The sequence below is a fragment of the Variovorax sp. EBFNA2 genome, assembly GCF_033802765.1.
Classification (GTDB): domain Bacteria; phylum Pseudomonadota; class Gammaproteobacteria; order Burkholderiales; family Burkholderiaceae_C; genus Variovorax; species Variovorax paradoxus_H.
Genome location: NZ_CP138496.1, coordinates 5,692,548 through 5,716,674 on the forward strand (window position 1 = coordinate 5,692,548; position 24,127 = coordinate 5,716,674).

General features: G+C 70.5%; 21 protein-coding genes. 10 read left to right on the top strand and 11 right to left on the bottom strand.

Features of this window, described 5'->3' with window-relative positions; all coding sequences use genetic code 11:
• Window positions 1-7 precede the first annotated feature (7 nt).
• The 8 genes from RZE79_RS26775 to RZE79_RS26810 form a co-directional block, all read right to left on the bottom strand.
• Complete coding sequence (locus tag RZE79_RS26775; RefSeq protein ID WP_319357561.1) at window positions 8-1,585, bottom strand: long-chain fatty acid--CoA ligase; 1,578 nt, start codon at window positions 1,583-1,585, stop codon at window positions 8-10.
• A 69-nt stretch (window positions 1,586-1,654) separates the two neighbouring features.
• Window positions 1,655-2,758 (bottom strand): CaiB/BaiF CoA-transferase family protein, encoded by a 1,104-nt coding sequence (locus RZE79_RS26780; RefSeq protein WP_319357562.1) that lies wholly within the window; start codon window positions 2,756-2,758, stop codon window positions 1,655-1,657.
• Between the two features lie 106 nt (window positions 2,759-2,864).
• Window positions 2,865-3,686, bottom strand: coding sequence for an enoyl-CoA hydratase-related protein (locus tag RZE79_RS26785; RefSeq protein WP_319357563.1), 822 nt, complete (start codon window positions 3,684-3,686; stop codon window positions 2,865-2,867).
• A gap of 14 nt (window positions 3,687-3,700) precedes the next feature.
• A complete protein-coding gene (locus RZE79_RS26790; RefSeq protein WP_319357564.1) occupies window positions 3,701-4,480 on the bottom strand; it encodes an enoyl-CoA hydratase-related protein in 780 nt (259 codons plus the stop codon).
• Window positions 4,477-5,991, bottom strand: a complete 1,515-nt coding sequence (locus RZE79_RS26795; protein ID WP_319357565.1) for an acetyl-CoA acetyltransferase — start codon at window positions 5,989-5,991, stop codon at window positions 4,477-4,479. Before RZE79_RS26795 ends, RZE79_RS26790 begins: the two co-directional genes overlap by 4 nt.
• 4 nt (window positions 5,992-5,995) lie before the next feature.
• On the bottom strand, window positions 5,996-7,147 hold the full coding sequence (locus tag RZE79_RS26800) for an acyl-CoA dehydrogenase family protein (RefSeq protein ID WP_319357566.1): 1,152 nt from the start codon (window positions 7,145-7,147) through the stop codon (window positions 5,996-5,998).
• A gap of 13 nt (window positions 7,148-7,160) precedes the next feature.
• Window positions 7,161-8,363 carry an acyl-CoA dehydrogenase family protein gene (locus RZE79_RS26805; RefSeq protein WP_319357567.1) on the bottom strand — a complete coding sequence of 401 codons (1,203 nt, stop codon included), beginning with the start codon at window positions 8,361-8,363 and terminating at the stop codon, window positions 7,161-7,163.
• 144 nt (window positions 8,364-8,507) lie between these two features.
• Entirely contained in the window at window positions 8,508-9,377 is an 870-nt protein-coding gene (locus RZE79_RS26810; RefSeq protein ID WP_319357568.1) for a UDP-2,3-diacylglucosamine diphosphatase, read from the bottom strand.
• A gap of 94 nt (window positions 9,378-9,471) precedes the next feature.
• Here RZE79_RS26810 and RZE79_RS26815 point away from each other — a divergent pair, with 94 nt between their 5' ends.
• The gene (locus RZE79_RS26815) at window positions 9,472-11,220 is read left to right on the top strand and encodes a lysoplasmalogenase family protein (protein WP_319357569.1); all 1,749 of its coding nucleotides are present in this window, start codon (window positions 9,472-9,474) and stop codon (window positions 11,218-11,220) included.
• A gap of 117 nt (window positions 11,221-11,337) precedes the next feature.
• On the opposite strand, the gene dmeF is transcribed toward RZE79_RS26815, so the two are convergent.
• A complete protein-coding gene (dmeF, locus tag RZE79_RS26820; protein ID WP_319357570.1) occupies window positions 11,338-12,294 on the bottom strand; it encodes a CDF family Co(II)/Ni(II) efflux transporter DmeF in 957 nt (318 codons plus the stop codon).
• 7 nt (window positions 12,295-12,301) lie between these two features.
• Entirely contained in the window at window positions 12,302-13,366 is a 1,065-nt protein-coding gene (ruvB, locus tag RZE79_RS26825; protein ID WP_099793082.1) for a Holliday junction branch migration DNA helicase RuvB, read from the bottom strand.
• 170 nt (window positions 13,367-13,536) lie between these two features.
• Here ruvB and RZE79_RS26830 point away from each other — a divergent pair, with 170 nt between their 5' ends.
• The 7 genes from RZE79_RS26830 to RZE79_RS26860 all read left to right on the top strand — a co-directional run bounded on the left by RZE79_RS26830 (window position 13,537) and on the right by RZE79_RS26860 (window position 20,018).
• Window positions 13,537-14,151: a CDP-alcohol phosphatidyltransferase family protein gene (locus RZE79_RS26830; protein WP_319357571.1), complete on the top strand. Its 615-nt coding sequence runs from the start codon at window positions 13,537-13,539 to the stop codon at window positions 14,149-14,151.
• A 38-nt stretch (window positions 14,152-14,189) separates the two neighbouring features.
• Window positions 14,190-15,956, top strand: coding sequence for a bifunctional alpha/beta hydrolase/class I SAM-dependent methyltransferase (locus RZE79_RS26835; protein WP_319357572.1), 1,767 nt, complete (start codon window positions 14,190-14,192; stop codon window positions 15,954-15,956).
• Window positions 15,953-17,293 carry a phosphatase PAP2/dual specificity phosphatase family protein gene (locus RZE79_RS26840; RefSeq protein ID WP_319357573.1) on the top strand — a complete coding sequence of 447 codons (1,341 nt, stop codon included), beginning with the start codon at window positions 15,953-15,955 and terminating at the stop codon, window positions 17,291-17,293. Before RZE79_RS26835 ends, RZE79_RS26840 begins: the two co-directional genes overlap by 4 nt.
• The gene (locus RZE79_RS26845) at window positions 17,286-17,726 is read left to right on the top strand and encodes a hypothetical protein (RefSeq protein ID WP_319357574.1); all 441 of its coding nucleotides are present in this window, start codon (window positions 17,286-17,288) and stop codon (window positions 17,724-17,726) included. The genes RZE79_RS26840 and RZE79_RS26845 overlap by 8 nt, the downstream gene beginning before the upstream one ends.
• A 62-nt stretch (window positions 17,727-17,788) precedes the next feature.
• Window positions 17,789-18,454, top strand: coding sequence for a lysophospholipid acyltransferase family protein (locus tag RZE79_RS26850; protein ID WP_319361307.1), 666 nt, complete (start codon window positions 17,789-17,791; stop codon window positions 18,452-18,454).
• On the top strand, window positions 18,451-19,407 hold the full coding sequence (locus RZE79_RS26855) for a phosphatidate cytidylyltransferase (protein ID WP_099793091.1): 957 nt from the start codon (window positions 18,451-18,453) through the stop codon (window positions 19,405-19,407). Before RZE79_RS26850 ends, RZE79_RS26855 begins: the two co-directional genes overlap by 4 nt.
• On the top strand, window positions 19,395-20,018 hold the full coding sequence (locus tag RZE79_RS26860) for a YdeI/OmpD-associated family protein (protein ID WP_319357575.1): 624 nt from the start codon (window positions 19,395-19,397) through the stop codon (window positions 20,016-20,018). The genes RZE79_RS26855 and RZE79_RS26860 overlap by 13 nt, the downstream gene beginning before the upstream one ends.
• A gap of 16 nt (window positions 20,019-20,034) precedes the next feature.
• Here RZE79_RS26860 and RZE79_RS26865 read toward each other — a convergent pair whose 3' ends face one another.
• Window positions 20,035-20,658, bottom strand: coding sequence for a Crp/Fnr family transcriptional regulator (locus RZE79_RS26865; protein WP_228121966.1), 624 nt, complete (start codon window positions 20,656-20,658; stop codon window positions 20,035-20,037).
• Between the two features lie 260 nt (window positions 20,659-20,918).
• On the opposite strand from RZE79_RS26865, the gene RZE79_RS26870 reads away from it, so the two are divergent.
• On the top strand, window positions 20,919-21,980 hold the full coding sequence (locus RZE79_RS26870) for a porin (RefSeq protein ID WP_319357576.1): 1,062 nt from the start codon (window positions 20,919-20,921) through the stop codon (window positions 21,978-21,980).
• Between the two features lie 14 nt (window positions 21,981-21,994).
• Window positions 21,995-24,106 (top strand): acetate--CoA ligase family protein, encoded by a 2,112-nt coding sequence (locus RZE79_RS26875; RefSeq protein WP_319357577.1) that lies wholly within the window; start codon window positions 21,995-21,997, stop codon window positions 24,104-24,106.
• Window positions 24,107-24,127: the final 21 nt, after the last annotated feature.

Sequence of the window (24,127 nt, forward strand, 5' to 3'; positions counted from 1 at the left end):
GGTTTTGTCAGGCGACCCGGCGTGCATGGCCTGCCCAGTGCGGCTCGCGCAGGCGGTACTTCATGACCTTGCCGGCGCCCGAGATCGGCAGCGCGTCGACGAACTCGACGCTGCGCGGGCACTTGTAGCCGGCGATCAATTCGCGGCAGTGCGCGATGAGCGCGTCGGCATCGGCATCGCTGCCGGGCTTGCGCACCACCACCGCATGCACGGCCTCGCCCCAACGCTCGTCGGGCACGCCGATGACGGCGGCGGCGGCCACGGCGGGATGGCGTGCGAGCGCGCCCTCGACCTCGGCGCAGTAGATGTTCTCGCCGCCGCTCACGATCATGTCCTTGTAGCGATCGACGATGAAGACGAAGCCGTCGTCGTCCATGCAGGCCGCGTCGCCGGTGTGCATCCAGCCATCGCGCAGCGCGGCCGCCGTCTGCTCGGGCAGGTTCCAGTAGCCCTGCATCACGCACGGGCTGCGCACCGTGAGTTCGCCGACGGTGCCGCGCGGCACGTCGCGGCCGTCGCTGTCGCACACACGCAGGTCGATGCCCGAGAGCGCCTGCCCGGCCGAGGCCAGCTTGCCGAGCTTGCGGCCTTCGGGCGAGTGGTAGTGGCGTGTGAGGTAGCTCACGCCGGCCGACAGCTCGGTCATGCCGTAGCCCTGCGCGAACTCGGCCTGCGGGAAGGTGGCGAAGGCGCGCTCCAGCAGCGCCTCGGTGATCGGCGAGGCGCCGTAGCCGACGAAGCGCACACTCGACAGGTCGGCCTGCGCGGTGCGCGGGTCGTCCACCAGCATCTGCAGCATCGCGGGCACGGCCATGAGGTTGGTGGCGCGGTCGCGCTCGATGGCGGCGAGCATGCCGTCCACCGAGAAGCCCGGCAGGATGATCTGCGTGCAGCCCATGAGCACGCCGCGCAGCAGGAACGACAGCCCCGCCAGGTGAAAGAGCGGCGCCACCTGCAAGAGCCGCGCGCTGTCGTCGAAGAACGCACCGAGCATCGAGACCTGCGCGTTGATCACCAGCGCCGACTGGCTGAGCATCACGCCCTTGGGCCGGCCGGTGGTGCCGCCGGTGTAGAACACGCCCGCCAGGTCGTCGCCGCCGCGCAGTGCGTCGGGCACGGGCGCGCTCTCGCGGATCAGGGCTTCGCAGTCGGTCATTCCAGTCGGCGCCTGGCGCTCGCCCATGTAGACCCAGGTGGTGACGGCCTGCGCGGCGGCGCGCAACTCGGCGGCCACGGGCAGGAACTGGTCGTCGACGAACAGGATGCCGGTGGCGCAGTCGTCGAGCGAGTGCGCCATCTCCGCCACGCTCCAGCGCGTGTTGACCGGGTTGACCACGCCGCCGGCCCACCACACGGCCAGGTAGTACTCCAGCGTGCGGTCGGCGTTGAGCGCGAGCACGCCCACGCGGTCGCCGGGCTGCACGCCCAGGCGGCGCAATGCGCCTGCGAGGCGCGCGACACGATCACCGAGTTCGCCGTAGGTGCGCGTGCGCCCCTGGAAGACGGTGGCGACGGCGCGCGGGCTGCACTGCACGGCGCGGTGCAGGGCCTGCGTGAGGTGCAGCTTCGGTTGCATGGATTGCATGGGCACGGGCTCCTGTCGGTGCGGAAATGCCATGCATGCGCCAACGCGCATGCCCAAGGATGAAAGACGTCAGCGCACTTCGGCCACAGGCGCAGCCGCGCCCCAGCGCTGCAGCAGCGCCTGCCCGTCGTCGGGCGACACGGCCGGCGGCACGACCGGCGCGGTGCGGCTGAAGCGCGGCGCAGGCGCGGGCTGCACCACGCCGCCCACGGTCGCGAAGGTGCCGCGCGCCACGTTGTGCGGGTGCTGCGGCGCTTCGTCCCAGTCGAGCACGGGGGCGAAGCAGGCGTCGCTGCCTTCGAGCAGCACGCACCATTCGTCGCGCGTGCGGGTGCGGAACACGTCGGCCAGGCGCAGCTTGAGCAGCGGCCAGCGGTCGGCGTCCATCTGGGCGTCGAAGGCGGGGTCGTCGACGAGGCCGCAGCGCTCGCGCAGCAGCGCGTAGAACTGCGGCTCGATGGAACCGATGGCCACGTACTTGCCGTCGGCGCAGGCGTAGGTGTCGTAGAAGTGGGCGCCGCCGTCGAGCATGTTCTCGCCGCGCTGGTTGCTCCACTGGCCGGCCGACTTGAAGCCGTACATCATGGCCGACAGCAGTGCGGCGCCGTCGGTCATGGCGGCGTCGACCACCTGGCCCTGGCCCGAGCTTTTCACCTCGTGCAGCGCGGCCAGCAAACCGAAGGCCAGCAGCATGGCGCCGCCGCCGAAGTCGCCCACGTAGTTCAGCGGCGGCACGGGCGCCTCGCCCGAGCGGCCGATGGCGTGCAGCGCGCCGCTGATGGCGATGTAGTTGATGTCGTGGCCGGCCGCGTGCGCCAGCGGGCCGTGCTGGCCCCAGCCGGTCATGCGGCCGTAGACCAGGCGCGGGTTGCGCGCGTGGCATTCGGCCGGGCCCAGGCCCAGGCGTTCCATCACGCCGGGGCGGAAGCCCTCGATGAGGATGTCGGCGCGCGCGATGGCGTCGAGCACGGGGGCGGCGGCGCCGGGGGCGCGCAGGTCGACCTCCCAGGTGCTGCGCCCGCGCGCCAGGATGTCGTGGGGGTCGCGCCGCGTGCCGGGGCGCGTGATGCGCAGCACCTCCGCGCCCATGTCGGCGAACAGCATCGCGCAAAAGGGGCCAGGGCCGATGCCGGCCATCTCGACGACCCGAAGTCCTTTCAGGGGTCCTGCCATGTGTGTCTCCTCTGGCGCGCACCCGGCGGCCTGTTGTGTAGAGGCATCTTGGCGCGCGGGCGCCGGCGTCGCATCGTCGGAAGCGACGAAAGCGAGGCAGGACGGCTTAGCGCCCCATGAAGACGGGCGCGCGCTTGGCCGCGAAGGCGGCAGCAGCCTCGCGGAAATCCTCGGTTTTCAGCGCCAGCACCTGGGCGCGGTTCTCCACCTCGAGCGCGGCGTCGAGGCTCGGGGCTTCGAGGTTGGCCCACATGAGCTGCTTGGTGTGACGCGTGGCGTAGGGACTGTTGCGCAGCACGTCGGCAGCCAGGGCGAGCGCGCGCGGCAGCAAGGCCTCGTCGTCGACCAGCGCGGCGACCAGGCCGATGCGCTCGGCCTCGTCGGCCGGCACGGGTCGGCCCGTGAGCATGAGCTCGAAGGCGCGCGAGGCGCCCACCAGCCGCGGCAGGTGGTAGCTGATGCCGCACTCGCCGGCCGTGAGGCCGATGCGCACCGCGCCCACATGGAACGACGCCGAGCGCGCGGCCACGCGGATGTCGGCACCCAGCGTGAGCGCAAAGCCCGCGCCCACGGCCACGCCGTTGACCGCGGCGATCACCACCTTGTCGAGCGCGCGCAGCCGCCGCACCATGCCGGCGAACAGCTCCTGCCCCGCCATCAGGTCGGCCACCGAGGGCTCGCCTGCGAGCGGCTGGTCGTCGCGGCGCGTGAGCGGTGTGGTGAGGTCCCAGCCGGCGCAGAAGCCGCGCCCGGCGCCGGTGAGCACCAGCACGCGCACACTGTCGTCCTGCGCCAGCGCATCGAGCGCGGCACACAGGCGCCGCACGGTGGGCTGACTCAGCGCGTTGAGGCGCGCCGGGCGGTTCAGCGTGAGCAGTGCGATGCCTTCGCGGCTGCGGTCGATGAGGATGTCATCGGTGTCGGACATGGGGCTCTTTCCTTTCAGCGACCGCTCCATAGCGGCGCGCGCTTCTCGATGAAGGCGCGCGGACCTTCCTTGAAGTCTTCGCTCGCGGCCACGCGCTCGAAGGCGTCGCGCGTGAGGGCGCGCAGCGCGGCCTCGTCGAGGCCGCTGTTCGCCTCGCGTGCCACGCGCAGGCTCTGGCGCACCGCCACCGGGGCGTTGCGCGCGATCTCGGCGGCCAGCGCCAGCGCGGCTTCGCGCAGACCGTCCACATCGTCCACGAGGCGGTTGACCAGGCCGAAGCCGTGCGCGCGCTCGGCATCGAGCTGGCCGGCCGTGAGGATGAGTTCGAGCGCGATGTTCGGCGGAATGGCGCGCGGCAGCCGGTACAGCCCGCCCGCCGCGGCGATCAGCCCGCGCAGCACTTCGGGCAGGCCGAAGGCCGCCTGCCGCACGGCCACCACGAGGTCGCAGGCCAGCACGAGCTCGGTGCCGCCGGCCAGTGCCTTGCCGTTGACGGCGGCGATCCACGGCTTGCTGCGCTCGCGGTACACGAAACCGGCGAAGCCGCCGCGCTCGGTGCGCAGCGCGCTGCCGCGGCCGGCCGACACTTCCTTCAAGTCGGCGCCTGCGCAGAAGGCCTCGCGGCCCGCGCCCGTGAGCACCACGGCGCGGATGTCGTCGTCGGCCTCGGTGGCATCGACGGCGGCTTCGAGCCCCGTCGCCACATCGCCGTTGACGGCATTGCGCGCCTCGGGGCGGTCGATGGTGACGAGGGCGACGTGGCCCGGCAGACGTTCGACGGTGACTGCGCTCATGACACGCTCCAGTTCAAAAGATCGTCCGCACCGGCCGTCACCGTGCCGCCGCAACCGACGGGGCTGCGGTCGAGATCGGTCAGCACCTTCAGTGAGGCCGCATCCGTCGCCTCGACACGCGCCATGAGCCGTTCGCCGGCCGGCGTGCGCGCGATCACGATGCCCTGCGAGGGCTGGCCGTCGCGGCCATAAACCACGGTGAAGGTCTCCAGCGTGGCGGCGCCCGTGTACTGCAGCACCAGCGGCGGCACCGGTCCGCGCCGCGCATCGGCAGCGGCCTGCACGCTGTAGTCGGGCTTCAGCAGCCCCTGCGGCGGCGGGCTGGAGCCGAGCACCAGCGCGTGGTGCTTGGTGACGTACTCGCCCTGCCCGTAGAGCAGCGCGGCCTTGCCCTTGGGTGCGTCGCGCAGCGCGCGCACCAAGCCGGCGGCGGCGTGCGTCATGTAGTCGTTGAGCGGCGCGCCGAAGAAGCTCAGGCCGCCGGTGGAGGTCATGCGCGCCTCGGGTGCGAGGCCCAGCGTGCGGCGCGCCATCTTGGGCACGATGGGGAAGCAGCTGTACAGCTCCAGCATCTCGAAGGCCGAGGCGTCGCCGCCGACCTGCGCGAGCACGGTTTCCATCACCAGGTCTTGCGCGTGCGAGCGGTGGTACTGGTCGCGCTGCAGGTAGTCGCGCGGCTCGCGCGCGGCGGCGCCGTCCCACACGTAGACCCAGCGGTCTTCGGGAATGCCGAGTTCGCGCGCATGGCCCACGCTGGTGAGCAGCACGGCTGCACCCATGTTGACCAGCGGATTGGCCACCATGTGCTTGGTGTAAGGCCAGGCGATGAGGCGGTTGGCCGCATCGATGCGCGCGATGTCTTCGGGCGTGAAGGGCTTGCGCAGCCAGGCATAAGGGTTGGCGGCGGCCACTTCGGAGTAGCGCGCCCACAGGCGCGACGACTCGTCCTGCGCCTGGCGCGGCGTCTGGCCCCAGTGGGCGAGCGCGGCGTTCTCGTAGAAGGGATAGATGGTGGTCGGCATGGCGGCGCCGAGCTTGATCGCCACCGGGTGGCAGATGTCGGTGCCGCGCACCAGCTTCACGCTGTCGTCGCGCGGCGTCCAGGCCAGCGGCGTGCCGAGCTTGGCGGCGGCATCGACCGTGTAGCGCGCCTCGGCGCCGGTGACGGCCGCCACGGTGCTCTCGCCGCGCGCGATGCGCAGCGCGGCCTCGTGGATGTAGCGCACCGGCGATTCGCCGCCGGTCTCTCCGTAGACGCTGCGCGCCGGGCTGCAGCCCAGGCGCGCGTTGAGCAGCGCCGGCGCGTCGGTGTAGGGCCACGAGTACTCGCAGACGATGTCGAGCGAGTCGAGGCCGGCCAGCAGCGCGGCGGCGCCGCTGTCCTGTTCGGCCGCGCGCATGGCGCGTGCCATCAGCTCGATGGGTTCGAGGCCTTCGGCGGCCTCCTTGGTGCGGTGGGTGATTTCGCCGACGCCGACGATGACCGGCGTGCGGTCGTCCAGTGCTGTCATGGGTTTACTGCTGCTCTGAGGATGTTTGTTGCTGAAGCTGCGCCACGCGGCGCAGGTGCCACGCGGGCGGGCCGAACTGGCCTTCGATGAGGGTGGCGCGGCGCACGTAATGGCCGACGGCGAGTTCCTCGGTCATGCCCATGCCGCCGTGCAGCTGCACCGCGCCCTGCCCCACGGCGCGGCAGGCCTTGGCGACCGCGACCTTGGCGGACGACACGGCGCGGGCGCGCGACGCCGCATCGGCGCCCCCGGCCAGTGCCTCGCCCACGCTGGCGGTGAGCGCGTCGGCCTGTTCGAGCGCCATGTGCATGTCGGCGAGCCGGTGCTGCAGCACCTGGAAGCTGGAGATCGGCACGCCGAACTGCTTGCGCTGGCGCACGTAGTCGAGCGTGTCGCGCATCAGCCGGCGCAAGATGCCGATGGACTCGGCGCAGACCGCGAGCGTGGCCTCGTCGAGCGCCTGCTCGATCTGCGGCAGCGCGCCGCCTTCGATGCCGAGCAGTGCATCGGCATTCAGATGCACTGCGTCGAAGGCGATGTCGGCGGCGCGGCCACCGTCGCGTGTGCGGTAGGCGCGCAGCCGCACGCCGGGAGCATCCTTGGGCACGACCAGCAACGACAAACCCTTGTCGCTGCGCGCGGTGACGATGAAGTGGCTGGCCCATGGCGCGGCCTGCACCACGGCCTTGCGACCGTCGAGCTTCAACCGGCCGTCGGCCTCGCGCACGAGCTTCGTGCGCACGTCGTCGCGCGCATGGCGACTGTGCGGCTCATCGTGCGCGAAGGCCAGCACGGACTGCCCCGCGACGACGCGCGCGAGCAGCGCATCGGCCATCGCGCCGGGATGGCGCTGCAGCAGGCCGGCGCCGATCACCAGCGTCGAAAGATAGGGCTCGGCCGCGAGCGCGCCGCCCAGCGTGGGCATCAGCGCAAGGTGCGCGGTCAGGCCGAGGCCCAAGCCGCCCTGCGCTTCGGGCAAGGCCGCGCCGAGCAGGCCGAGGTCACGCGCCAGGCCTTGCCAGAACGGCGGCGGTGCGTCGTCGGCAGCGGCCAGCGCCTGCAGGCGCTGCTCGAAGCCGTGCTGGTCATCAAGGTAGCGCGCGAGGCTGTCGCGCAGCATCGCGAGGGTGTCGTCTTGTTCAGTGAGGGTGGTCATGGAGAACGGGGCCTCAGCGGGATTGCAGCAACTGCGCCGCGATGATGTTGCGCTGCACTTCGTTGGAGCCGGCGTAGATCGACGCGGCGCGGTCGTTGAGGTAGGCGGACATCGAGAACACCGCCTCCTCGGGCACGGCCAGCGCGCCCTGCAGGCTGTCGTCCAGCGGCAGGTCAGCCGCCGCGTAGTGGGCGGCGATTTCGACGCCGAGTTCGGTCAGGCGCTGGCGCAGCTCGGAGCCCATCACCTTGCCCATCGAGGGCCGGATGCCGTGCGGCTCGCCGCGCGCCTGGGCGCGCAGCGACTGCAGCTCGGTAGCCTCGACCGCATCGATGGCGCAGTCCATCTCGGCCAGGCGCAGCGCCATCTCGCGCGCCTCGTCGGCGGCAGACTCGCCTGCAGCCGAAAAGGCGCTGTCGGCGGCGGTGCGCAGCCGGCGCAGGCGCGCGCGCAGCATCGGCGCCCAGGCCCCGCCGCGCTCGTGCTGCAGCAGGTATTTGGCCACCGTCCACCCCTGGTTCTCCTCGCCGATGAGGCCGCTGGCGGGCACGCGCACGTCGTCGAAGAACACCTGGTTGAGCTCGTGGTCGCCCGAGATGCTGATGATCGGACGGATGGTGAGGCCGGCCTGGGGAATGTCGAAGCACAGGAAGCTGATGCCCTGCTGCGCCTTGCCGCCCGAGGCCGTGCGCACGAGGCAGAACATGCGGTTGGCGTACTGCGCGTGGGTGGTCCAGATCTTGGTGCCGTTGATGACGTAGTCGTCGCCGTCACGCACCGCCTTGCACTGCAGCGACGCCAGGTCAGACCCAGACTGCGGCTCCGAGTAGCCCTGGCACCAGTAGTCCTCGCCTGAGCGTATGCCGGGCAGCCAGGCCTGCTTCTGCGCCTCGGTGCCGAAGGCGATGATCACCGGCGCGACCATGCCGGGGCCCATGGGCGCGCGCGGCGGTGCGTCGGCCGCGGCCAGCTCGCTCGCGAAGAGGTAGTGCTGCATCGGCGTCCAGCCGGTGCCGCCGTGTTCCACCGGCCAGTGCGGCACGCTCCAGCCACGCTGCGCCAGCACGCGGTGCCAGCGGTTGCCGTCCGCGTAGTCAGTGAAGATGCCGGAGCAGCGGCGCCCCGCGGCGCGCAGCTCAGGCGTCAGCTCGCGCGCGAGAAAGTCGCGAACCTCGTCGCGAAACGCGGTCTCTGCCGCGCTGAGTGTCCAGGCCATGGTGTTGTCTCACAGGGTTCACACCTGGCAAGTGTGCGGCCCGCGCGCCCGCGCGGCATCGTCGGATCGGACGAACGTGGATGCCCCACGGCGGCGGTGAGCGCTTTTTCCTTCCCTCGAGGCCCGCGCAGGGCTGAAGAACGTTCAGGCCGCGACCGCTTCGTGCACCGGCACCGCTTGCGTCCCGACGGGCATGTGCTGCGCCCAGTCGATGATCTCGAGCGTCCCGTCGGCATGCTCGGCCAGCGCGGTGAGGCTTTCCACCCAGTCGCCGTCGTTGCAGTACAGGATGCCGTCGATGTCGCGCATCTCGGCGTGGTGGATGTGGCCGCAGACCACGCCCTGCGCGCCGCGGTTGCGGGCCTCGCGGGCCACGGCGTTCTCGAAGTCGCCCACGTAGCTCACGGCGCGCTTGACCTTGCCCTTGAGGTACTTCGAGAGCGACCAGTACGGCAGCCCCATGCGCGCACGCAGCGAGTTCAGATGCCGGTTGAGCTTGAGCGTGAACTCATAGAGCGAGTCGCCCACGTAAGCCAGCCACTTGGCGCACTGGATCACGCCGTCGAACAGGTCGCCGTGGATGATCCACAGCTTGCGACCGTCGGCGGTTTCGTGGATCCATTCGTCGGCCACGTCGATGCCGCCGAAGTTGTGGTTGAGGTACTTGCGGGCGAACTCGTCGTGGTTGCCCGGAATGAAGATCACGCGCGTGCCCTTGCGTGCCTTGCGCAACAGCTTCTGGATCACGTCGTTGTGCGCCTGCGGCCAGTACCAGTGGCGCTTGAGCTGCCAGCCGTCGATGATGTCGCCGACCAAAAACAGCGTCTCGCACTCGGTGTACTTCAAAAAGTCGAGCAGCGCCCGCGCCTGGCAGCCGGGCGTGCCCAGGTGCAGGTCGGAGATCCAGAGGGTGCGATAGCGCAGCGCCGGACGCGCCGCATCGTCGTCCTCCGGCTCGGGAGGCTGGATCGCGGTGTCGCGCCAGGCGCGAAGGAAAGCGTCGTCGCGTTGCATGGTCCGGTAGGTTCGCAGCCGCGCGTGACCGCACGATGGCGACTCCGTGACATCCCGGTGACGCGTGGCCGCAGGGCAACGCCACAATCACACGATGCGCCCTGGCCAGATCATCGTTCTCGCGTCCCCCGTGTTCTTTTTGCTCATCGCGATCGAGTTCGCGGTCGGCCGCGCGCGCGCCCGCCGCGGCACCGGCCAGGACACCTACCGCCTGGCCGACGCCGTGAACAGCATCGGGCTGGGCATGCTGAGCCAGATCAGCGCGGTGCTCACGGGGCTGCTGCGCATCGGCATCTACACCGCCGTGTATTCGGCAGTGGCGCTCTTTCCGCAAGACGCGGCGCGCGAGTTCTGGACCACCTGGTACGGCTGGCTGCTGGCGCTGGTGTTCTACGACTTCTGCTACTACTGGCTGCACCGCATGGGCCACGAGTCGGCCGTGCTGTGGGCGGCGCATGTGGTGCATCACCAGAGCCAGCACTACAACCTGTCGACCGCGCTGCGGCAGACGTCGAGCGGCGCGCTGCTGGGCTGGGTCTTCTACCTGCCGATGGCCGTGGCCGGCGTGCCGCCGCTGGTGTTCGGCGTGGTGGCGCTCATCGACCTGCTCTACCAGTTCTGGGTCCACACCGAGCAGGTCGGCAAGCTGGGCTGGTTCGACCGCTGGTTCTGCTCGCCCTCGAACCACCGCGTGCACCACGCGGTGAACGACACGTACCTCGACCGCAACTACGGCGGCGTGCTGATCGTGTGGGACCGCCTCTTCGGCACCTTCCGCGAAGAGGACGAACGCTGCGTTTACGGCACGCGCGGCGAGCTGAAAAGCTGGGACCCGCTCTGGGCCAATGCCGAGGTGTACTGGGCGCTGGCGCGCGACTCATGGCGCGCGCGCCGCTGGTCCGACAAGCTGCGCGTGTGGTTCAAGCCGCCCGGCTGGCGCCCGGACGATGTGGCGGCGCGCTACCCCAAGCCCGCCTTCGACATCACGCAGGTGACGCGCTACGAGCCCATGGTGAGCCGCGGCGTGCAGTGGTTCGCGGGCCTGCAGTTCCTTGGGCTGCTGGCCGCGGTGACGGTGTTCCTCTGGTTCTCCGACGCCCTGCCGCTGCCGCAGGCCGCCGTCTGGCTGGCCGCGCTCACGGCCGGGCTGTGGGCGGTCGGCGCGGTGCTGCAGGGGCGGCTCTCGGTCACCGAGGTGCTGCTGGTCGAGGCGGCCGCGCTGGCCACGGCGAGTGCGGCACTGGGCATCGGCTGGCTGCACCTCGTCTGCAAGCCGCTGGCCTTGGCGATCGCGATCGTCTTCGCAGCCCGGCGCGCGCAACAGCAGGCCGGCGGCGTGACGCGCTTCGATGCATTGCTGCTCACCGGCCTGGTCGCCTCGCTCGCGGGTGACGTGCTGCTGATGGGGCCGGCGAACCTGTTCGTGCCCGGGCTCGTGTGCTTCCTGCTCGCGCACCTGGCGTACATCGCGCTGTTCCGCATCGGCGTCGGCCTGTTTCCGCGCCCGCGCGCGCTGGCAGCCACGCTGCTGATCGGCGCGGGCATGTACGCCTTCTTGTGGCAGGGCGGCCTGCCGGTGGCGCTGCGCATCCCGGTCGGGTTCTATGTGGTGGTGATCGCCTGCATGGCGGCGCAGGCCATCGGCCGCGCCGCGGTGCTGCGTTCAAGCGACCCGGCCGCGCTGTGGGTGGCGGTGGGCGCCTGCTTCTTCATGCTGAGCGATGCGCTGCTGGCGATCAACCGGTTCGTGTCGCCGCTGCTGCTGGCGTCGCTGTGGGTGCTGTCGACGTACTACACGGCGCAGATGCTGATCGTGCGGCACATCCGGCGGCCGGGGGCCTGACTTTCTCCCTCCCCTTCCGGGGGAGGGCGGGGGTGGGGGCATGCGGCGTATCCATTGGGCGCTCTGCCTGCCCCCATCCCAACCTTCCCCCAAAGGGGGAAGGAGCAAGACCTCAACCTACTCCGCGCAGCGCTGAATCTCCACCGTCGAGTGCCGAATCTCCTCATGCATTGAGAAGCACGCCCGCACCTGATCTGCGGTGAGCGTGGCCGAGTGCGTCACCACCGTGAGCGCGCACGCATACGCATCGCGGCCGACGCGCCAGACGTGCAGGTCGGCCACGCGGGTTTCGGAATCGGCCAGCATCGTCTCGACGCCTTCGCGGATTTCTTCGGTGACGGGGTGGTCCATCTCGCGGTCGAGGAGGACCTTGCCGGTTTCCTTCAGCAGGCCCTTGGCCCAGACGGCGACGAGCACGGCGCCGACGATGCCCATGGCGGGGTCGAGCCAGGACCAGCCGTAGAACCAGCCGCCCAGCAGCGCCGCGATGGCGAGCACCGAGGTGGCGGCGTCGGCCACCACGTGCAGGTAGGCGGAGCGCAGGTTGAGGTCGTGGCCATGCGCGTGATCGTGACCGTGGTGGTCATGACCGTGCCCGTGGTCATGGCCGTGGTGGTCGTGCGAATGCCCCAGCAGCCGCGCGCAGACCAGGTTCACGACCAGCCCCAGCACCGCGATCGAAATGGCTTCGGGGTAGTGGATGGCCACGGGCGACCACAGCCGCTCCAGCGAGCCGATCACCATGAGCGCGGCGACGCCCAGCAGCAGCAGCGCGCTCGCGAAGCCGCCGAGCACCTCGATCTTCCAGGTGCCGAAGGCAAAGCGCGGGTCGCGGGCGTAGCGCCGCGCGGCGGCGTAGGCGAAGGCGCTCAGGCCGATGGCCAGCGCGTGCGAGCTCATGTGCCAGCCGTCGGCCAAGAGTGCCATGGAGTTGAACCACCAGCCGGCGCCGATCTCGATCACCATCATGGCGGCGGTGATCCACATCACGAGGCGGGTGCTGCGTTCGGCGGCGGCATTGCCCGCGCCGAAATGGTGGTCGTGCTGCCAGGCGCTCAGGTCATGGGTGTGCATGGAATTCTCAGGCTCCGAAAAGGTCTTGTCCGTCCGAGCGGCTCGACGGCGGCGTCACGCCCAGGTGGCGGTAGGCCGCGAGCGTGGCGATGCGCCCGCGCGGCGTGCGTTGCAGATAACCCTGCTGGATGAGGTAGGGCTCGATCACGTCTTCGATGGTGTCGCGCTCTTCGCCGATGCTGGCGGCCACGTTGTCCAGGCCGACTGGGCCGCCGTCGAAGCGGTGAATGACGGCCTCGAGCAGCTTGCGGTCCATGAGGTCGAAGCCCTGCGGATCGACGTCGAGCATGGCGAGTGCCTTGTGCGCGATGTCTTCGGTGATGCGGCCGTCGCCCTTCACCTCGGCGTAGTCGCGCACGCGGCGCAGCAGGCGGTTGGCGATGCGGGGCGTGCCGCGCGAACGGCGCGCGATCTCGAAGCCGCCGGCCGCGTCGGTCTCGACCTTGAGCAGGCGGGCGCTGCGGGTCACGATGAGCGCGAGTTCTTCGGGCGTGTAGAACTCCAGCCGCGCGACGATGCCGAAGCGGTCGCGCAGCGGGTTGGTGAGCATGCCGGCGCGGGTGGTGGCGCCCACCAGCGTGAAGGGCTGCAGGTCGAGCTTGATGCTGCGCGCCGCGGGGCCCTCGCCGATCATGATGTCGATCTGGTAGTCCTCCAGCGCGGGGTACAAAATTTCTTCGACGACCGGGCTCAGGCGGTGGATTTCGTCGATGAAGAGCACGTCGTTCGGCTCGAGGTTGGTCAGCAATGCCGCCAGGTCCTTGGGCTTCTCGAGCACGGGGCCCGAGGTCTGGCGCAGGTTGACGCCCAGTTCGGCCGCAATGATGTGCGACAGCGTGGTCTTGCCCAGGCCCGGCGGGCCGAACAGCAGCACGTGGTCGAGCGCTTCTTTGCGCTTGCGCGCCGCGCCGATGAAGATCTCGAGCTGCTCGCGCACCTTGGCCTGGCCGACGTACTCGTCGAGCAGCTTGGGCCGCAGGGCCCGCTCGATCGCCTCCTCGTTGGGCGAGGCCGGGGCGGCGGACACCACGCGTTGCGGGGCGGGGGCGAAATCGTCGGTCTGGATGGTCATTGGGGGTGGGGCTTCGGAGGCAAGTTTAGTCCGAGCGCCGCGCCGGGCCGCCCCCAGCGAGCGAGTGTCCCCTCAGGGGGCCGAGAGAGCGCGAAGTGCCGGGCGTGGGGGCCACTTTTCACACTGGCAGAATGATCGGCCACTACAACAAAACGAGGGGAAGGTCAGGCGTGTCCATCTACGAACTGAAACCGCGTTTCCAGGCACTGCTGCGACCGCTCGTGGTCCGGCTGCATGCGATGGGCGTGACGGCCAACCAGGTGACGCTGGCGGCCTGCGCGGTGTCGGTCGGGCTCGGGCTCTGGCTGTTCTTCGCCGCGCCCTCGCTGGCGGCCTTCGGCCTGATCCCCGCCTGGATGTTCCTGCGCATGGCTTTCAACGCCATCGACGGCATGCTGGCCCGCGAACACCACCAACAGAGCAAGCTGGGCGCCTTCCTCAACGAACTCACCGACGTGGTCTCCGATGCCGCGCTCTACCTGCCCTTCGTGCTCGTGGTGCCGTTCGCGCCGTTCTGGGTCGGCACGGTCATCGTGCTGGCCGGGCTGAGCGAATTCGCCGGCGCGCTGGGCCCGACGGTGGGCGCCTCGCGCCGTTACGACGGGCCGATGGGCAAGAGCGACCGGGCCTTCGTGTTCGGCGCGCTCGGGTTGTATGTCGCCCTTGGCGGGCCGCTGCCAGGCTGGACGGCGCTGCTGATGCCGCTGCTGGCTGCGCTGGTGGCCTGGACGGTCGTCAACCGCATCCGCCGCGCCTTGGCCGAAGCCGAAGCGACCGCCGCCTGAAACACCCCCACACAAATAAATAGAAAAGAACCCGCTCCATGACCCTTTCCGCACCCCGCGTTGCCGCCGAGCACCACTTCCGCACGCACGACGGCGAATCGCTGTTCTACCGCCACTGGCCGGCCACCAGCGGCGCACGGCGCGGTGCCGTGCTGCTGTTCCACCGCGGCCATGAGCACGGCGCGCGCATGGCGCACCTGGTCGACGAACTGAATCTGCCCGATTTCGACCTCTTCGCCTGGGACGCGCGCGGCCACGGCCGCTCGCCGGGCCCGCGCGGCTACAGCCCCAGCTTCGGCACCTCGGTGCGCGACGTGCAGACCTTCGTGCAGCACATCGCCGCCGCGCACGGCGTGCCCGAGCAGGACATCCACGTGGTCGCGCAGAGCGTGGGCGCGGTGCTGATCGCCACCTGGGCGCACGACTACGCCCCCAAGGTGCGCGGCCTCACGCTGGCCTCGCCGGCCTTCAAGGTCAAGCTCTACGTGCCGTTCGCGCGGCCGGGGCTGGCGCTCATGCACAAGCTGCGCGGACTGTTCTTCGTGAACAGCTACGTGAAGCCGAAGTTCCTCACGCACGACCCCGAGCGCATCGAGAGCTACACGAACGACCCGCTGATCTCGCGCCCCATTGCCGTCAACATCCTGCTGGGCCTGTACGAGGCGGCCGACCGCGTGGTGGCCGACGCGAACGCCATCACGCTGCCGGTGCAGCTGCTCATTTCGGGCGCCGACTGGGTGGTGCATCACAAGCCGCAGCACCAGTTCTTCGATCGGCTGGGCAGCGCAGTCAAGACGAAGACGGTGCTGCCGGGCTTCTTCCACGACACGCTGGGCGAGAAAGACCGGGCGCCCGCGGTGGCGTCGATCCGCGAGTTCATCCTGCAGCGCTTCGACGAGCCGGCCGTGCCGGTCGACCTGCGCGAGGCGCACCTGAGCGGCCACACGGCCGACGAGTCGCGCGCGCTGGCCGAACCGCTCTCGCCGCTGTCGCCGCGCGGCGCCTACTGGGCCATGACGCGCGGCGGACTGCGCGTGGGCGGCGCGCTGTCCAGCGGCGTGGCGCTGGGCCACGCCACCGGCTTCGACTCGGGCAGCACGCTCGACTACGTCTACCGCAACCAGCCGCAGGGCAAGGGCGCGCTGGGCCGCTCGGTCGATCGCACCTACCTCGACTCCATCGGCTGGCGCGGCATCCGCCAGCGCAAAGTCCACGTCGAAGAACTGCTGCGCATCGCGATGGAGCGGCTGGTCGAGATGCACCGCGAGGTGCGGCTCATGGACATCGCGGCCGGCCACGGCCGCTACGTGCTCGACGCCGTGCTGGCCAGCCCGGTGAAGGCCAGCTCGGTCCTGCTGCGCGACTACAGCGACATCAACGTGCGCGACGGCACGGCCCTGATCGCCGAGAAGGGCCTGGAAGACGTCGCCCAGTTCGTGCAGGCCGACGCCTTCGACCGCATGAGCCTCGCGAGCGTCACGCCGCGGCCCACGCTGGCCGTGGTGTCGGGGCTGTACGAGCTGTTCCCCGACAACGAGATGGTGCGCCGCTCGCTCGCGGGCGTGGGTGACGCGGTGGAAGACCGGGGCTACCTGGTCTACACCGGCCAGCCGTGGCACCCGCAGCTCGAAATGATCGCGCGCGCGCTCACCAGCCACCGCCAGGGCGAAGCCTGGGTGATGCGCCGGCGCACGCAGGCCGAGATGGACCAGCTGGTCGAAGAAGCGGGCTTCCGCAAGATCGACCAGCGCGTGGACGAGTGGGGGATCTTCACGGTGTCGCTGGCGGTGCGCGTCGCGCAATGACCGCCCGGCTGGCGCCCCGGCCCTGGAAACGCGCCGCCGCATGGCTGGTGCTGCTGGGGCCGCTGTTCTACGCGACCTACGGCTTCGCGAACTGGTGGGCCACCACGCGCGCCAGCGTGCCGTCGATGGCCTTCGACTGGGAGCGGCAGCTGCCCTTCTGGGCCTGGACGATCTTTCCGTACTGGACCATCAACGTCTTCTACGCGCTGTCGCTGTTCCTGGCGCGCGACCGCCACACGCTCGACCGGCATGCGCTGCGGCTCGTGAGCGCCACGCTCATCGCCTGCACCTGCTTCATCTTCTGGCCGCTGCACTTCAGCTTCGGCCAGCCGCCGGTGGAGGGCGCACCGGCCTTCCTGTTCAACGCGCTGCGCGGCTTCGACCAGCCCTACAACCAGGCGCCCTCGCTGCACATCGCGCTGGCCGTGATCCTGTGGGACTGGTACCGGCGCTTCATCCGGCCGCTGTGGGCGCGGCTGGTGCTGCATGTGTGGGCCTTCGCGATCTGCGCTTCGGTGCTCACGACCTGGCAGCACCACTTCATCGACATCCCGACCGGCGCGCTGCTCGGCATCTTCTGCGTGTGGCTGTGGCCGATGGCGCGCCGCTTGTCGATGCTGCGCGCATGGCGCCTGGCGCGCGATCCGCAGCGGCTGAAGCTCGCGGGCTTCTACGCCGTGGGCGCGGTGCTGTGCCTGTTCGCGGCGCTGGCGACGGGCGGCGTGGCGCTGTGGCTGGCGTGGCCGGCGGCGGCGCTCGCGCTGGTGGCGCTCAACTACCTCGGCTTCGGCGCGCGCGGCTTCCAGATGGACGGCCACGGCCGCATGGGCTGGGCGGCGCGCTGGCTGTTGGCGCCCTACCGCCTGGGCGCGGCCTTCAATGTGTGGCTCTGGACGCGCAAGCTGCCGGCCTCGGTCGAGGTGGTGCCGGGCCTTTGGCTCGGCCGGCGCCCCACGCAGGCCGAATGGCTGGCCGCCGGCCAGCCCCGGCTCGTGAGCCTGTGCGCCGAACTGCAACTGCCCGCCGGCGTGCCGCCCACGCATGCGCGCTGCGTGCCGCTGCTCGACCTCGTGGTGCCGCCGCCCGTGCGCCTGCGCCGCGCGGCGGCCGTCATCGAAGGCCAGCGCCGCGCGGCAGTGGCCGACGGCACGGCCGTGTGGGTCTGCTGCGCGCTGGGCTTCTCGCGCAGCGCCGGCGCCGTGATCGCCTGGCTGGGCCGCGACCACGGTCTGGCCCACGCCGAAGACACCGTGCGCCGCGCACGCCCCCAGATCGTGCTGCACGCCGTCTGGCGCGCCGCACTCGACCCCCTTGGAGGACCCTCGCGCCATGACTGACAACGAACGCGCCACCTGCACCACCCTGGCCGGCCTGTTGCGCGCGGCGGCCGCGCTCGCCCTCTGGGGCTTCGCGCTCACCTGCATCGCGGCGCTGGTGCTGGCGCTCACGCTGCGCGCGCTGTCGAACACCGCCATCCTGGCTTTTGCGGGGGTGATGGTGCTGGGCGTGCTCGAACGCTACTTCGCCTTCCGGCTGCGGCTGGACCAGGCGCTGTTCGAAGGCTTGGCCAACGGCCAGATCGCTACCTTGGGTGCGCTGGACAACGCGCTCTCCGTGCTCGGGCTGCGCGACCCGCCGCCGCACCCCAGCGCCCGCGCGCTCGCCGACCGCGTGCAGGGAACCCGCCAACTCATGCAGCGCCACGCCATCGTGATCGCCTGCCAGAACGCGCTGTTCCTCCTCGCTCTCATGACACAGGAACTCGCTTGAACAACAACGACAACGGCACCAACAAGAACGACAGCAGCGACGACAGCGCCCGGCCAGGTGCCATCGTGCGCCGCGGGCTCGCGGTGGTGGCGGGCCAGCTCATCATCGGCGCGGCCGGCCTGCTGACCGGCGTGCGCGCCCTCTGGTCGGGCACCACGCCCAAGGCCGAGCAGACGCTGTACTTCGCCAACCACACGAGCCACGGTGACTTCGTGCTCCTGTGGGCCACGCTGCCCTCCGACCTGCGCGCGCTCACGCGGCCCGTGGCCGGGCAGGACTACTGGGAGGCCTCGAAGCTGCGCAACTTCATCGGCAAGGACGTGTTCAACGCGCTCATGATCCGCCGCGACGGCTCGGGCCAGGGCGGCAACCCGGTCGACCAGATGAAGGAGGCGCTGGAAGGCGGCGACTCGCTCATCATGTTCCCCGAGGGCACGCGCAACACGGGCGACGACATCCTGCTGCCGCTCAAGAGCGGCCTGTTCCACCTGGCGCGCGCCTGCCCCACCGTGCGGCTGGTGCCGGTGTGGATCGAGAACCTCAAGCGCGTGCTGCCCAAGGGCACGCTGGTGCCGATTCCGCTGGCCTGCACGGTGCGCTTCGGCGCGCCGATCCAGCTCGAAGAAGGCGAAGACAAGGTCGCCTTCCTTGCCCGCGCGCGCACCGCCATGCTCGACCTGCGCCCCGAGTACGACCGCATCGAGACCAACGGAGGGACCGCCTCGTGATCGAACTCTCTCCCTTCGCCTGGACCACCTTCAAGCTCTTCGGCGGCGTCTTCGGCGTGCTGGTGCTGGCCTCTTCGATCGGTGCGCTGCTCAAGTGGCGCGTGGCGCACGGCCAGCCGCACTCGGTGATCGACAACCTCAACTCGCGCGTCAACGCGTGGTGGGTGATGGTGGCGGTGATCGGCCTGGCCTTTGCCTTCGGCAAGGGTGGCGTGATCGTGCTGTTCTACCTGATCTCGTTCTATGCGCTGCGCGAGTTCATCAGCCTGGCCTACACGCGGCGCGGCGACCACGGTGCGATTGCGCTGGCCTTCTTCGTCGCGCTGCCGGGCCAGTACTTCCTGATCTGGATCGACTGGTACGGGCTGTACTCGATCTACATCCCCGTCTACGCCTTCCTGCTGCTGCCGATTTTGGCGGCCGTGGGAGGCGACACGCAGCGCTTCCTGGAGCGCACCTCGAAGATCCAGTGGGGCCTGATGGTGTGCGTGTTCTGCATCAGCCACGTGCCGGCGCTGCTCACGCTGCAGATTCCGGGCTTCGAGGGCCGCAACCTGCTGCTGATCGCCTTCCTCGTCATCGTCGTGCAGGGCAGCGATGTGCTGCAGTACGTGTGGGGCAAGCTCTTCGGCAAGCGCAAGGTGGCGCCCGAGCTGTCGCCCTCGAAGACCTGGGAAGGCCTGATCGGCGGCGTCGCCAGCGCCACCGCGATGGGCGCGGCGCTGTACTGGGCCACGCCCTTCAACCCGTGGCAAGCCGCGCTCATGGCCTTCATGATCTGCCTGCTGGGCTTCTTCGGCGGGCTCGTGATGTCGGCCATCAAGCGCGACCGCGGCGTGAAGGACTGGGGCTCCATGATCGAAGGCCACGGCGGCATGCTCGACCGGCTCGACTCGGTGATCTTCGCGGCGCCGATCTACTTCCACGCGCTGCGCTACTGGTGGGTGCCGTGAGCCCGGCGGCGAAGAAGACAGTGGTCAAGACGGACCGCATCGTCGACGACACGCCGCTCGAATGTGCCGACGCCGCAGCACTGCTGCGTTGGTACCAGAAGCACCACGCCGCGCACGCCGGCGTCTGGCTGCGCATCGCGAAGAAAGCCAGCGGCATCGCCTCCGTCGACCATCCCGAGGCGCTGGAGATCGCGCTGTGCTTCGGCTGGATCGACGGCCAGCGCAAGAGCCAGGACGCGCAGTTCTTTTTGCAGCGCTTCACGCCGCGCACCGCGCGCAGCATCTGGTCGAAGATCAACCGCGACAAGGTGCTGAAGCTCATCGACGACGGCCGCATGCAGCCGGGTGGCCTGGCCGAGGTGGAACGTGCCCGCGCCGACGGCCGCTGGGACGCGGCCTACGACGCCGCCAGCGTGGCGACCGTGCCGCCCGACCTGCAGGCCGCGCTCGACGCCAACCGCACCGCGAAGGCCTTCTTCGCCACGCTGGATGCGCGCAACCGCTATGCGGTGCTGTTCCGCACGCAGGGCGCAAAGAAGCCCGAGACACGCGCCCGTCGCATCGCGCAGTTCGTCGAGATGCTCGCCAAGGGCGAGAAGATCCACCCCTGAGCTGACGCAACGCCGCTCATTGCGGCTCGGCGCCGGCCGCGATGAGCATGAGCCGCTCCGGGTCCACGATGCGGATGCGCTTGTAGCTCATGTCGATCACGCCTTCTGCGACCAGCCGCCCCAGCTCCTTGTTGATGGTCTGGCGCGACAGCCCGAGCATCGCCGCGAGGTCGTTCTGCGACAGGCGCACGGGCAGGCTCGCCGCCGCCTTCACCTGCATGCCGTAGAAATGGATCACGCTCGTCAGCGTGGCGGCCACCCGCGCACGCACGGAGTTCAGCATCTGGCCCTGCAGCAGCATCACGCTCAGCCGCTGACGCTGCAGGGCCAGCTTGGCCACGTCGCGCCACAGCACGGGCTCGGCGTCGAGCAGCGCGATCACGGCATCGCTCGGCAGGTGGACGATCACCGAATCTTCGTGCGCGTGGTAGTCGTAGGGCAGCGGCACGTCGGCCAGCAGGCGCACCAGCGGCGCCACCTGGCCGGGGCCGAGCAGCGCGTTGACGTACTTGCGCCCCTGCGGGTTCATGTTGCTGATTTCGAGGCAGCCTGACACCACCGCCAGCAGCTCGCGCTTGCGGCGGTCGCTCGCCAGCACCTGCGTGCGGCGGCGGTAGCGCACCAGGCGCGCGGACTTCATGAGTTCGGCGCGCAGCGTGTCGGGCCAGTGCGAGAAGAGCTCGTTCCAGCGCAGCGCGCGCTCGAGCAGATCGGCGCTCTCTTCGGCGTTCAGCGCGTCCTTGGGGGTGGAAACAGTCGATCGGGCCAGCGGGTTCTCCCTGCCTTGATGTTCACCAATCTGTCAAAGCGTTGACAGATTTGGCGGGTCTTCATTTCTATCGTAAGCCCCGGACATCGACAAGCACACAAGCGGCACGCCGCACCCGGAGACAACACCCCATGAAGAAGACAGCCACCGCCGGCCTCGCGCTCGCGGCCTCCACCCTTGCACTCGCGCAGAGCACCGTCACCGTCTACGGCACGGTCGACCTGTACGTGGCGCACGCCAAGTCGGGCGCCGCCTCGTCGACGCGGCTCGAAGACGGCGGCCAGACCGCCTCGCGCATCGGCTTTCGCGGCACCGAAGACCTCGGTGGCGGCATGGGCGCGCACTTCACGCTGGAGAGCGGCTTTGCGCCCGACACCGGCAACGGCACGCTGCCCGGCCCCGCGATGTCGTTCAGTCGGCAGTCCTTCGTCGGCTTCTCGGCGCCATGGGGCCAGATCGACGCGGGCCGCATGTACACGCCGATGTTCTATGCGCTGTTCAAGGCCGACCCCTATGGCCTGAACTCGGTGTTCTCGCCGATCAACCTCGTGGCCGCCACCGACGCGCAGACAGGCATCACGCCCTTTGCGGCCCGCGCCAGCAACATGGTTCGCTACCGCACGCCGGCCAGCATGGAATTCTTTGCCGACCTGGCCTACGCACCCGGCGAATCGAGCGCGCTGAGCCACCAGAGCGGCAACGTCTACGGCGGCAACATCGGCTGGGCGCGCAAGCCGTACTACATCGCCTACGCCTTCCAGCGCGCACGCTCGGGCTCGGCCGCGGCGCCCGTGGCCTCGCCCGCCACCACGACCTATCAAGCCGTGACCGGCTCGTACGAGCTGCCGTCGATCGGCCTGCAGCTGTACGCGAGCTACGTGCGCAACGCGTCGAGCCTGCCCCACGTGCCGACCGCGAAGCTCGTGAACCTGGGCGCCACCTACAACGTGACGCCCACGTCGAATCTCATCTTCGGCGCCACGCAGCGCAAGGTGGCCGAGAGCGAACGCTCGCAGCTGGCGTGGACGCTGGGCTACGACTACTACCTGAGCAAGCGCACCGTGGTCTACGCGCGCTGGCTGCGCCTGCTGAACCGGCACGGCGCCTCGGCCTCGCTCGGGACCATTCCGGTGGTCGCCCACAGCGGCAACGACGTGCGCGTGCTCGCCACCGGCATCCGCCACAACTTCTGACCTTCGACACGCCCATGGATTTCTTCTCTTCACAAGCCGAGTCTTTGTCCGCCCTGTTCGCACCGCGCTCCATCGCGGTGGTCGGCGCCTCGTCCAATGCGCAGAAGATCGGCGGCATCCCCGTCGACTACCAACGCCGCTTCGGCTTCGAGGGCGCGCTGTACCCGGTCAATCCGAACGCCGACCGCATCCAGGACCTGCCGGCCTTCCCGAGCCTGCGCGCCATCGGCCAGCCGGTGGACCTGGCCATCCTCGCGGTGCCGTCGGCGCTGGTCGACGGCGCGCTCGACGACGCCATTGCGGCCGGTGTGAAAGGCGTGGTGCTGTTCTCCTCGGGCTTCGCGGAAGTGGGCGCCGAGGGCGCGGCGGCGCAGGCGCGGCTCGGGGACAAGGCGCGTGCCGCCGGCGTGCGGCTGATCGGCCCCAACTGCCTGGGCTTCATGAACGTGGCGCGCCATGTGTACGCGACCTTCTCGCCGGCGCCCGGCGTGGGCCGCGTGATGCCGGGGCGCATCGGGCTCGTGAGCCAGTCGGGCGCGTTCGGCGCCTATGCCTACGCGATGGCGCGGGCGCGCGGCGTCGGCCTGTCGCTGTGGGCCACCACCGGCAACGAGGCCGACGTGCAGGTCGCCGACTGCCTGGCCTGGCTCGCGCAGGACCCCGACACCGACGTGATCATGGCCTACATGGAAGGCTGCCGCGACGGCCCCCGGCTGCGCGCGGCGCTGGCCCTGGCGCAGGCCAACGGCAAGCCGGTGGTGATGGTCAAGGTCGGGCGCACCGCGCTGGGCGCCGAGGCCGCGGCCTCGCACACCGCGGCGCTGGCGGGCGACGACGCGGTGTACGACGCCGTGTTCCGCCAGTACGGCGTGCTGCGCGCGCGCAACCTCACGGAGTTCTTCGACCTGGCCCACAGCGCGGCCGTGGCGGGCCGCCCGCGCGACCGCTCGATCGGCCTGTTCACGCTCTCGGGCGGCGTCGGCGCGCTGATGGCCGACGAGGCCTCGGCGCAGGGCCTCGACGTCCAGCCGCTGGGCGATGCCGCGCAGGACACGCTGCGCAGCTGGGTGCCCTTCGCGGCGCCGCGCAACCCGGTCGACATCACGGGGCAGGTGACCAACGACATGACGCTCATCGAGCGCACGGCGCGCGTGATGCTCGACGACCGCGGCTTCGCGTCGTGGATGGGTTTCCTTGCGGCTGCAGGTGCGTCGGACGCGTTCTGGCCGGTGCTGCGCTCACTCGTGACGTCACTGCGCGAGGCCTATCCCGACACGCTGCTGGCGGTGAGTACGCTGCTGTCGCCGGAACGTCGCGCCGAGCTCGAGGCGATGCGCTGCCTGGTGTTCGCCGATCCGTCGGATGGCATCCGCACGATCGCTGCGCTCGCGGGGCTGAAGCCTGCCGCTGCCGTGATCGCGGCGCCCACGTCGATCAAGGCTTCGTTGACGCTCGCGCCCGGCACGATGTCCGAGCCCGACGCGCTCGCGCTGCTCGCCGACGCGGGCGTGCCCGTCGTCGCGCACCGCGTGGTGCGCAGCGCCGACGAAGCTGCAGCTGCCGCCGAGGCGCTCGGCGAGGCCGTCGTTGTGAAGATCGTCAGCGCCGACATTCCGCACAAGTCGGACGTCGGCGGTGTGGCACTCGGGCTGCGCGGGGGGGCGCAGGCGCGCGCGGCCTTCGAGCGCACGCGCGACCACGCGCTCACGGCGCGGCCGGAGGCGCGGCTCGATGGCGCGCTGGTGGCACGCATGCTGACCGGCGGCGTCGAGTGCATCGCGGGCGTGCACCGCGACCCGGTGTTCGGGCCGGTGCTGATGTTCGGCCTGGGCGGCATCCACGTCGAGACGCTGCGCGATGTGTCGTTGCGCGCGCTGCCCATCACGCGCGACGACGCACTGGCGATGGTGCGCGAGCTGCGCGCCTTCGCGATCCTGAACGGCGCGCGCGGCCGGCCGCCGGTCGACCTCGATTCGATCGCCGATGCGCTGTGCGCGCTCGCCGACTTTGCACAGCGCGCGGGCGACTCGCTCGACAGCGCCGAGATCAACCCGCTGATCGCACGCCCGCAGGCCGAGGGCGGCTGCGTGGCGGTCGACGCGCTGATCGTCGGCCGCGCAGCCTGACGAACAACCACAACAACCACC

What these genes read in the sequence shown, in the direction of transcription:
- RZE79_RS26840 (WP_319357573.1), top strand. Translation starts at nt 15,953, where the DNA reads ATGACCGCCCGGCTGGCGCCCCGGCCCTGGAAACGCGCCGCCGCATGG.
- RZE79_RS26810 (WP_319357568.1), bottom strand. Translation starts at nt 9,377, where the DNA reads ATGCAACGCGACGACGCTTTCCTTCGCGCCTGGCGCGACACCGCGATC.
- RZE79_RS26785 (WP_319357563.1), bottom strand. Translation starts at nt 3,686, where the DNA reads ATGTCCGACACCGATGACATCCTCATCGACCGCAGCCGCGAAGGCATC.
- RZE79_RS26875 (WP_319357577.1), top strand. Translation starts at nt 21,995, where the DNA reads ATGGATTTCTTCTCTTCACAAGCCGAGTCTTTGTCCGCCCTGTTCGCA.
- RZE79_RS26870 (WP_319357576.1), top strand. Translation starts at nt 20,919, where the DNA reads ATGAAGAAGACAGCCACCGCCGGCCTCGCGCTCGCGGCCTCCACCCTT.
- RZE79_RS26845 (WP_319357574.1), top strand. Translation starts at nt 17,286, where the DNA reads ATGACTGACAACGAACGCGCCACCTGCACCACCCTGGCCGGCCTGTTG.
- RZE79_RS26865 (WP_228121966.1), bottom strand. Translation starts at nt 20,658, where the DNA reads ATGAAGTCCGCGCGCCTGGTGCGCTACCGCCGCCGCACGCAGGTGCTG.
- RZE79_RS26795 (WP_319357565.1), bottom strand. Translation starts at nt 5,991, where the DNA reads ATGACAGCACTGGACGACCGCACGCCGGTCATCGTCGGCGTCGGCGAA.
- RZE79_RS26805 (WP_319357567.1), bottom strand. Translation starts at nt 8,363, where the DNA reads ATGGCCTGGACACTCAGCGCGGCAGAGACCGCGTTTCGCGACGAGGTT.
- RZE79_RS26790 (WP_319357564.1), bottom strand. Translation starts at nt 4,480, where the DNA reads ATGAGCGCAGTCACCGTCGAACGTCTGCCGGGCCACGTCGCCCTCGTC.
- RZE79_RS26800 (WP_319357566.1), bottom strand. Translation starts at nt 7,147, where the DNA reads ATGACCACCCTCACTGAACAAGACGACACCCTCGCGATGCTGCGCGAC.
- RZE79_RS26780 (WP_319357562.1), bottom strand. Translation starts at nt 2,758, where the DNA reads ATGGCAGGACCCCTGAAAGGACTTCGGGTCGTCGAGATGGCCGGCATC.
- RZE79_RS26835 (WP_319357572.1), top strand. Translation starts at nt 14,190, where the DNA reads ATGACCCTTTCCGCACCCCGCGTTGCCGCCGAGCACCACTTCCGCACG.
- RZE79_RS26775 (WP_319357561.1), bottom strand. Translation starts at nt 1,585, where the DNA reads ATGCAATCCATGCAACCGAAGCTGCACCTCACGCAGGCCCTGCACCGC.
- ruvB (WP_099793082.1), bottom strand. Translation starts at nt 13,366, where the DNA reads ATGACCATCCAGACCGACGATTTCGCCCCCGCCCCGCAACGCGTGGTG.
- RZE79_RS26815 (WP_319357569.1), top strand. Translation starts at nt 9,472, where the DNA reads ATGCGCCCTGGCCAGATCATCGTTCTCGCGTCCCCCGTGTTCTTTTTG.
- dmeF (WP_319357570.1), bottom strand. Translation starts at nt 12,294, where the DNA reads ATGCACACCCATGACCTGAGCGCCTGGCAGCACGACCACCATTTCGGC.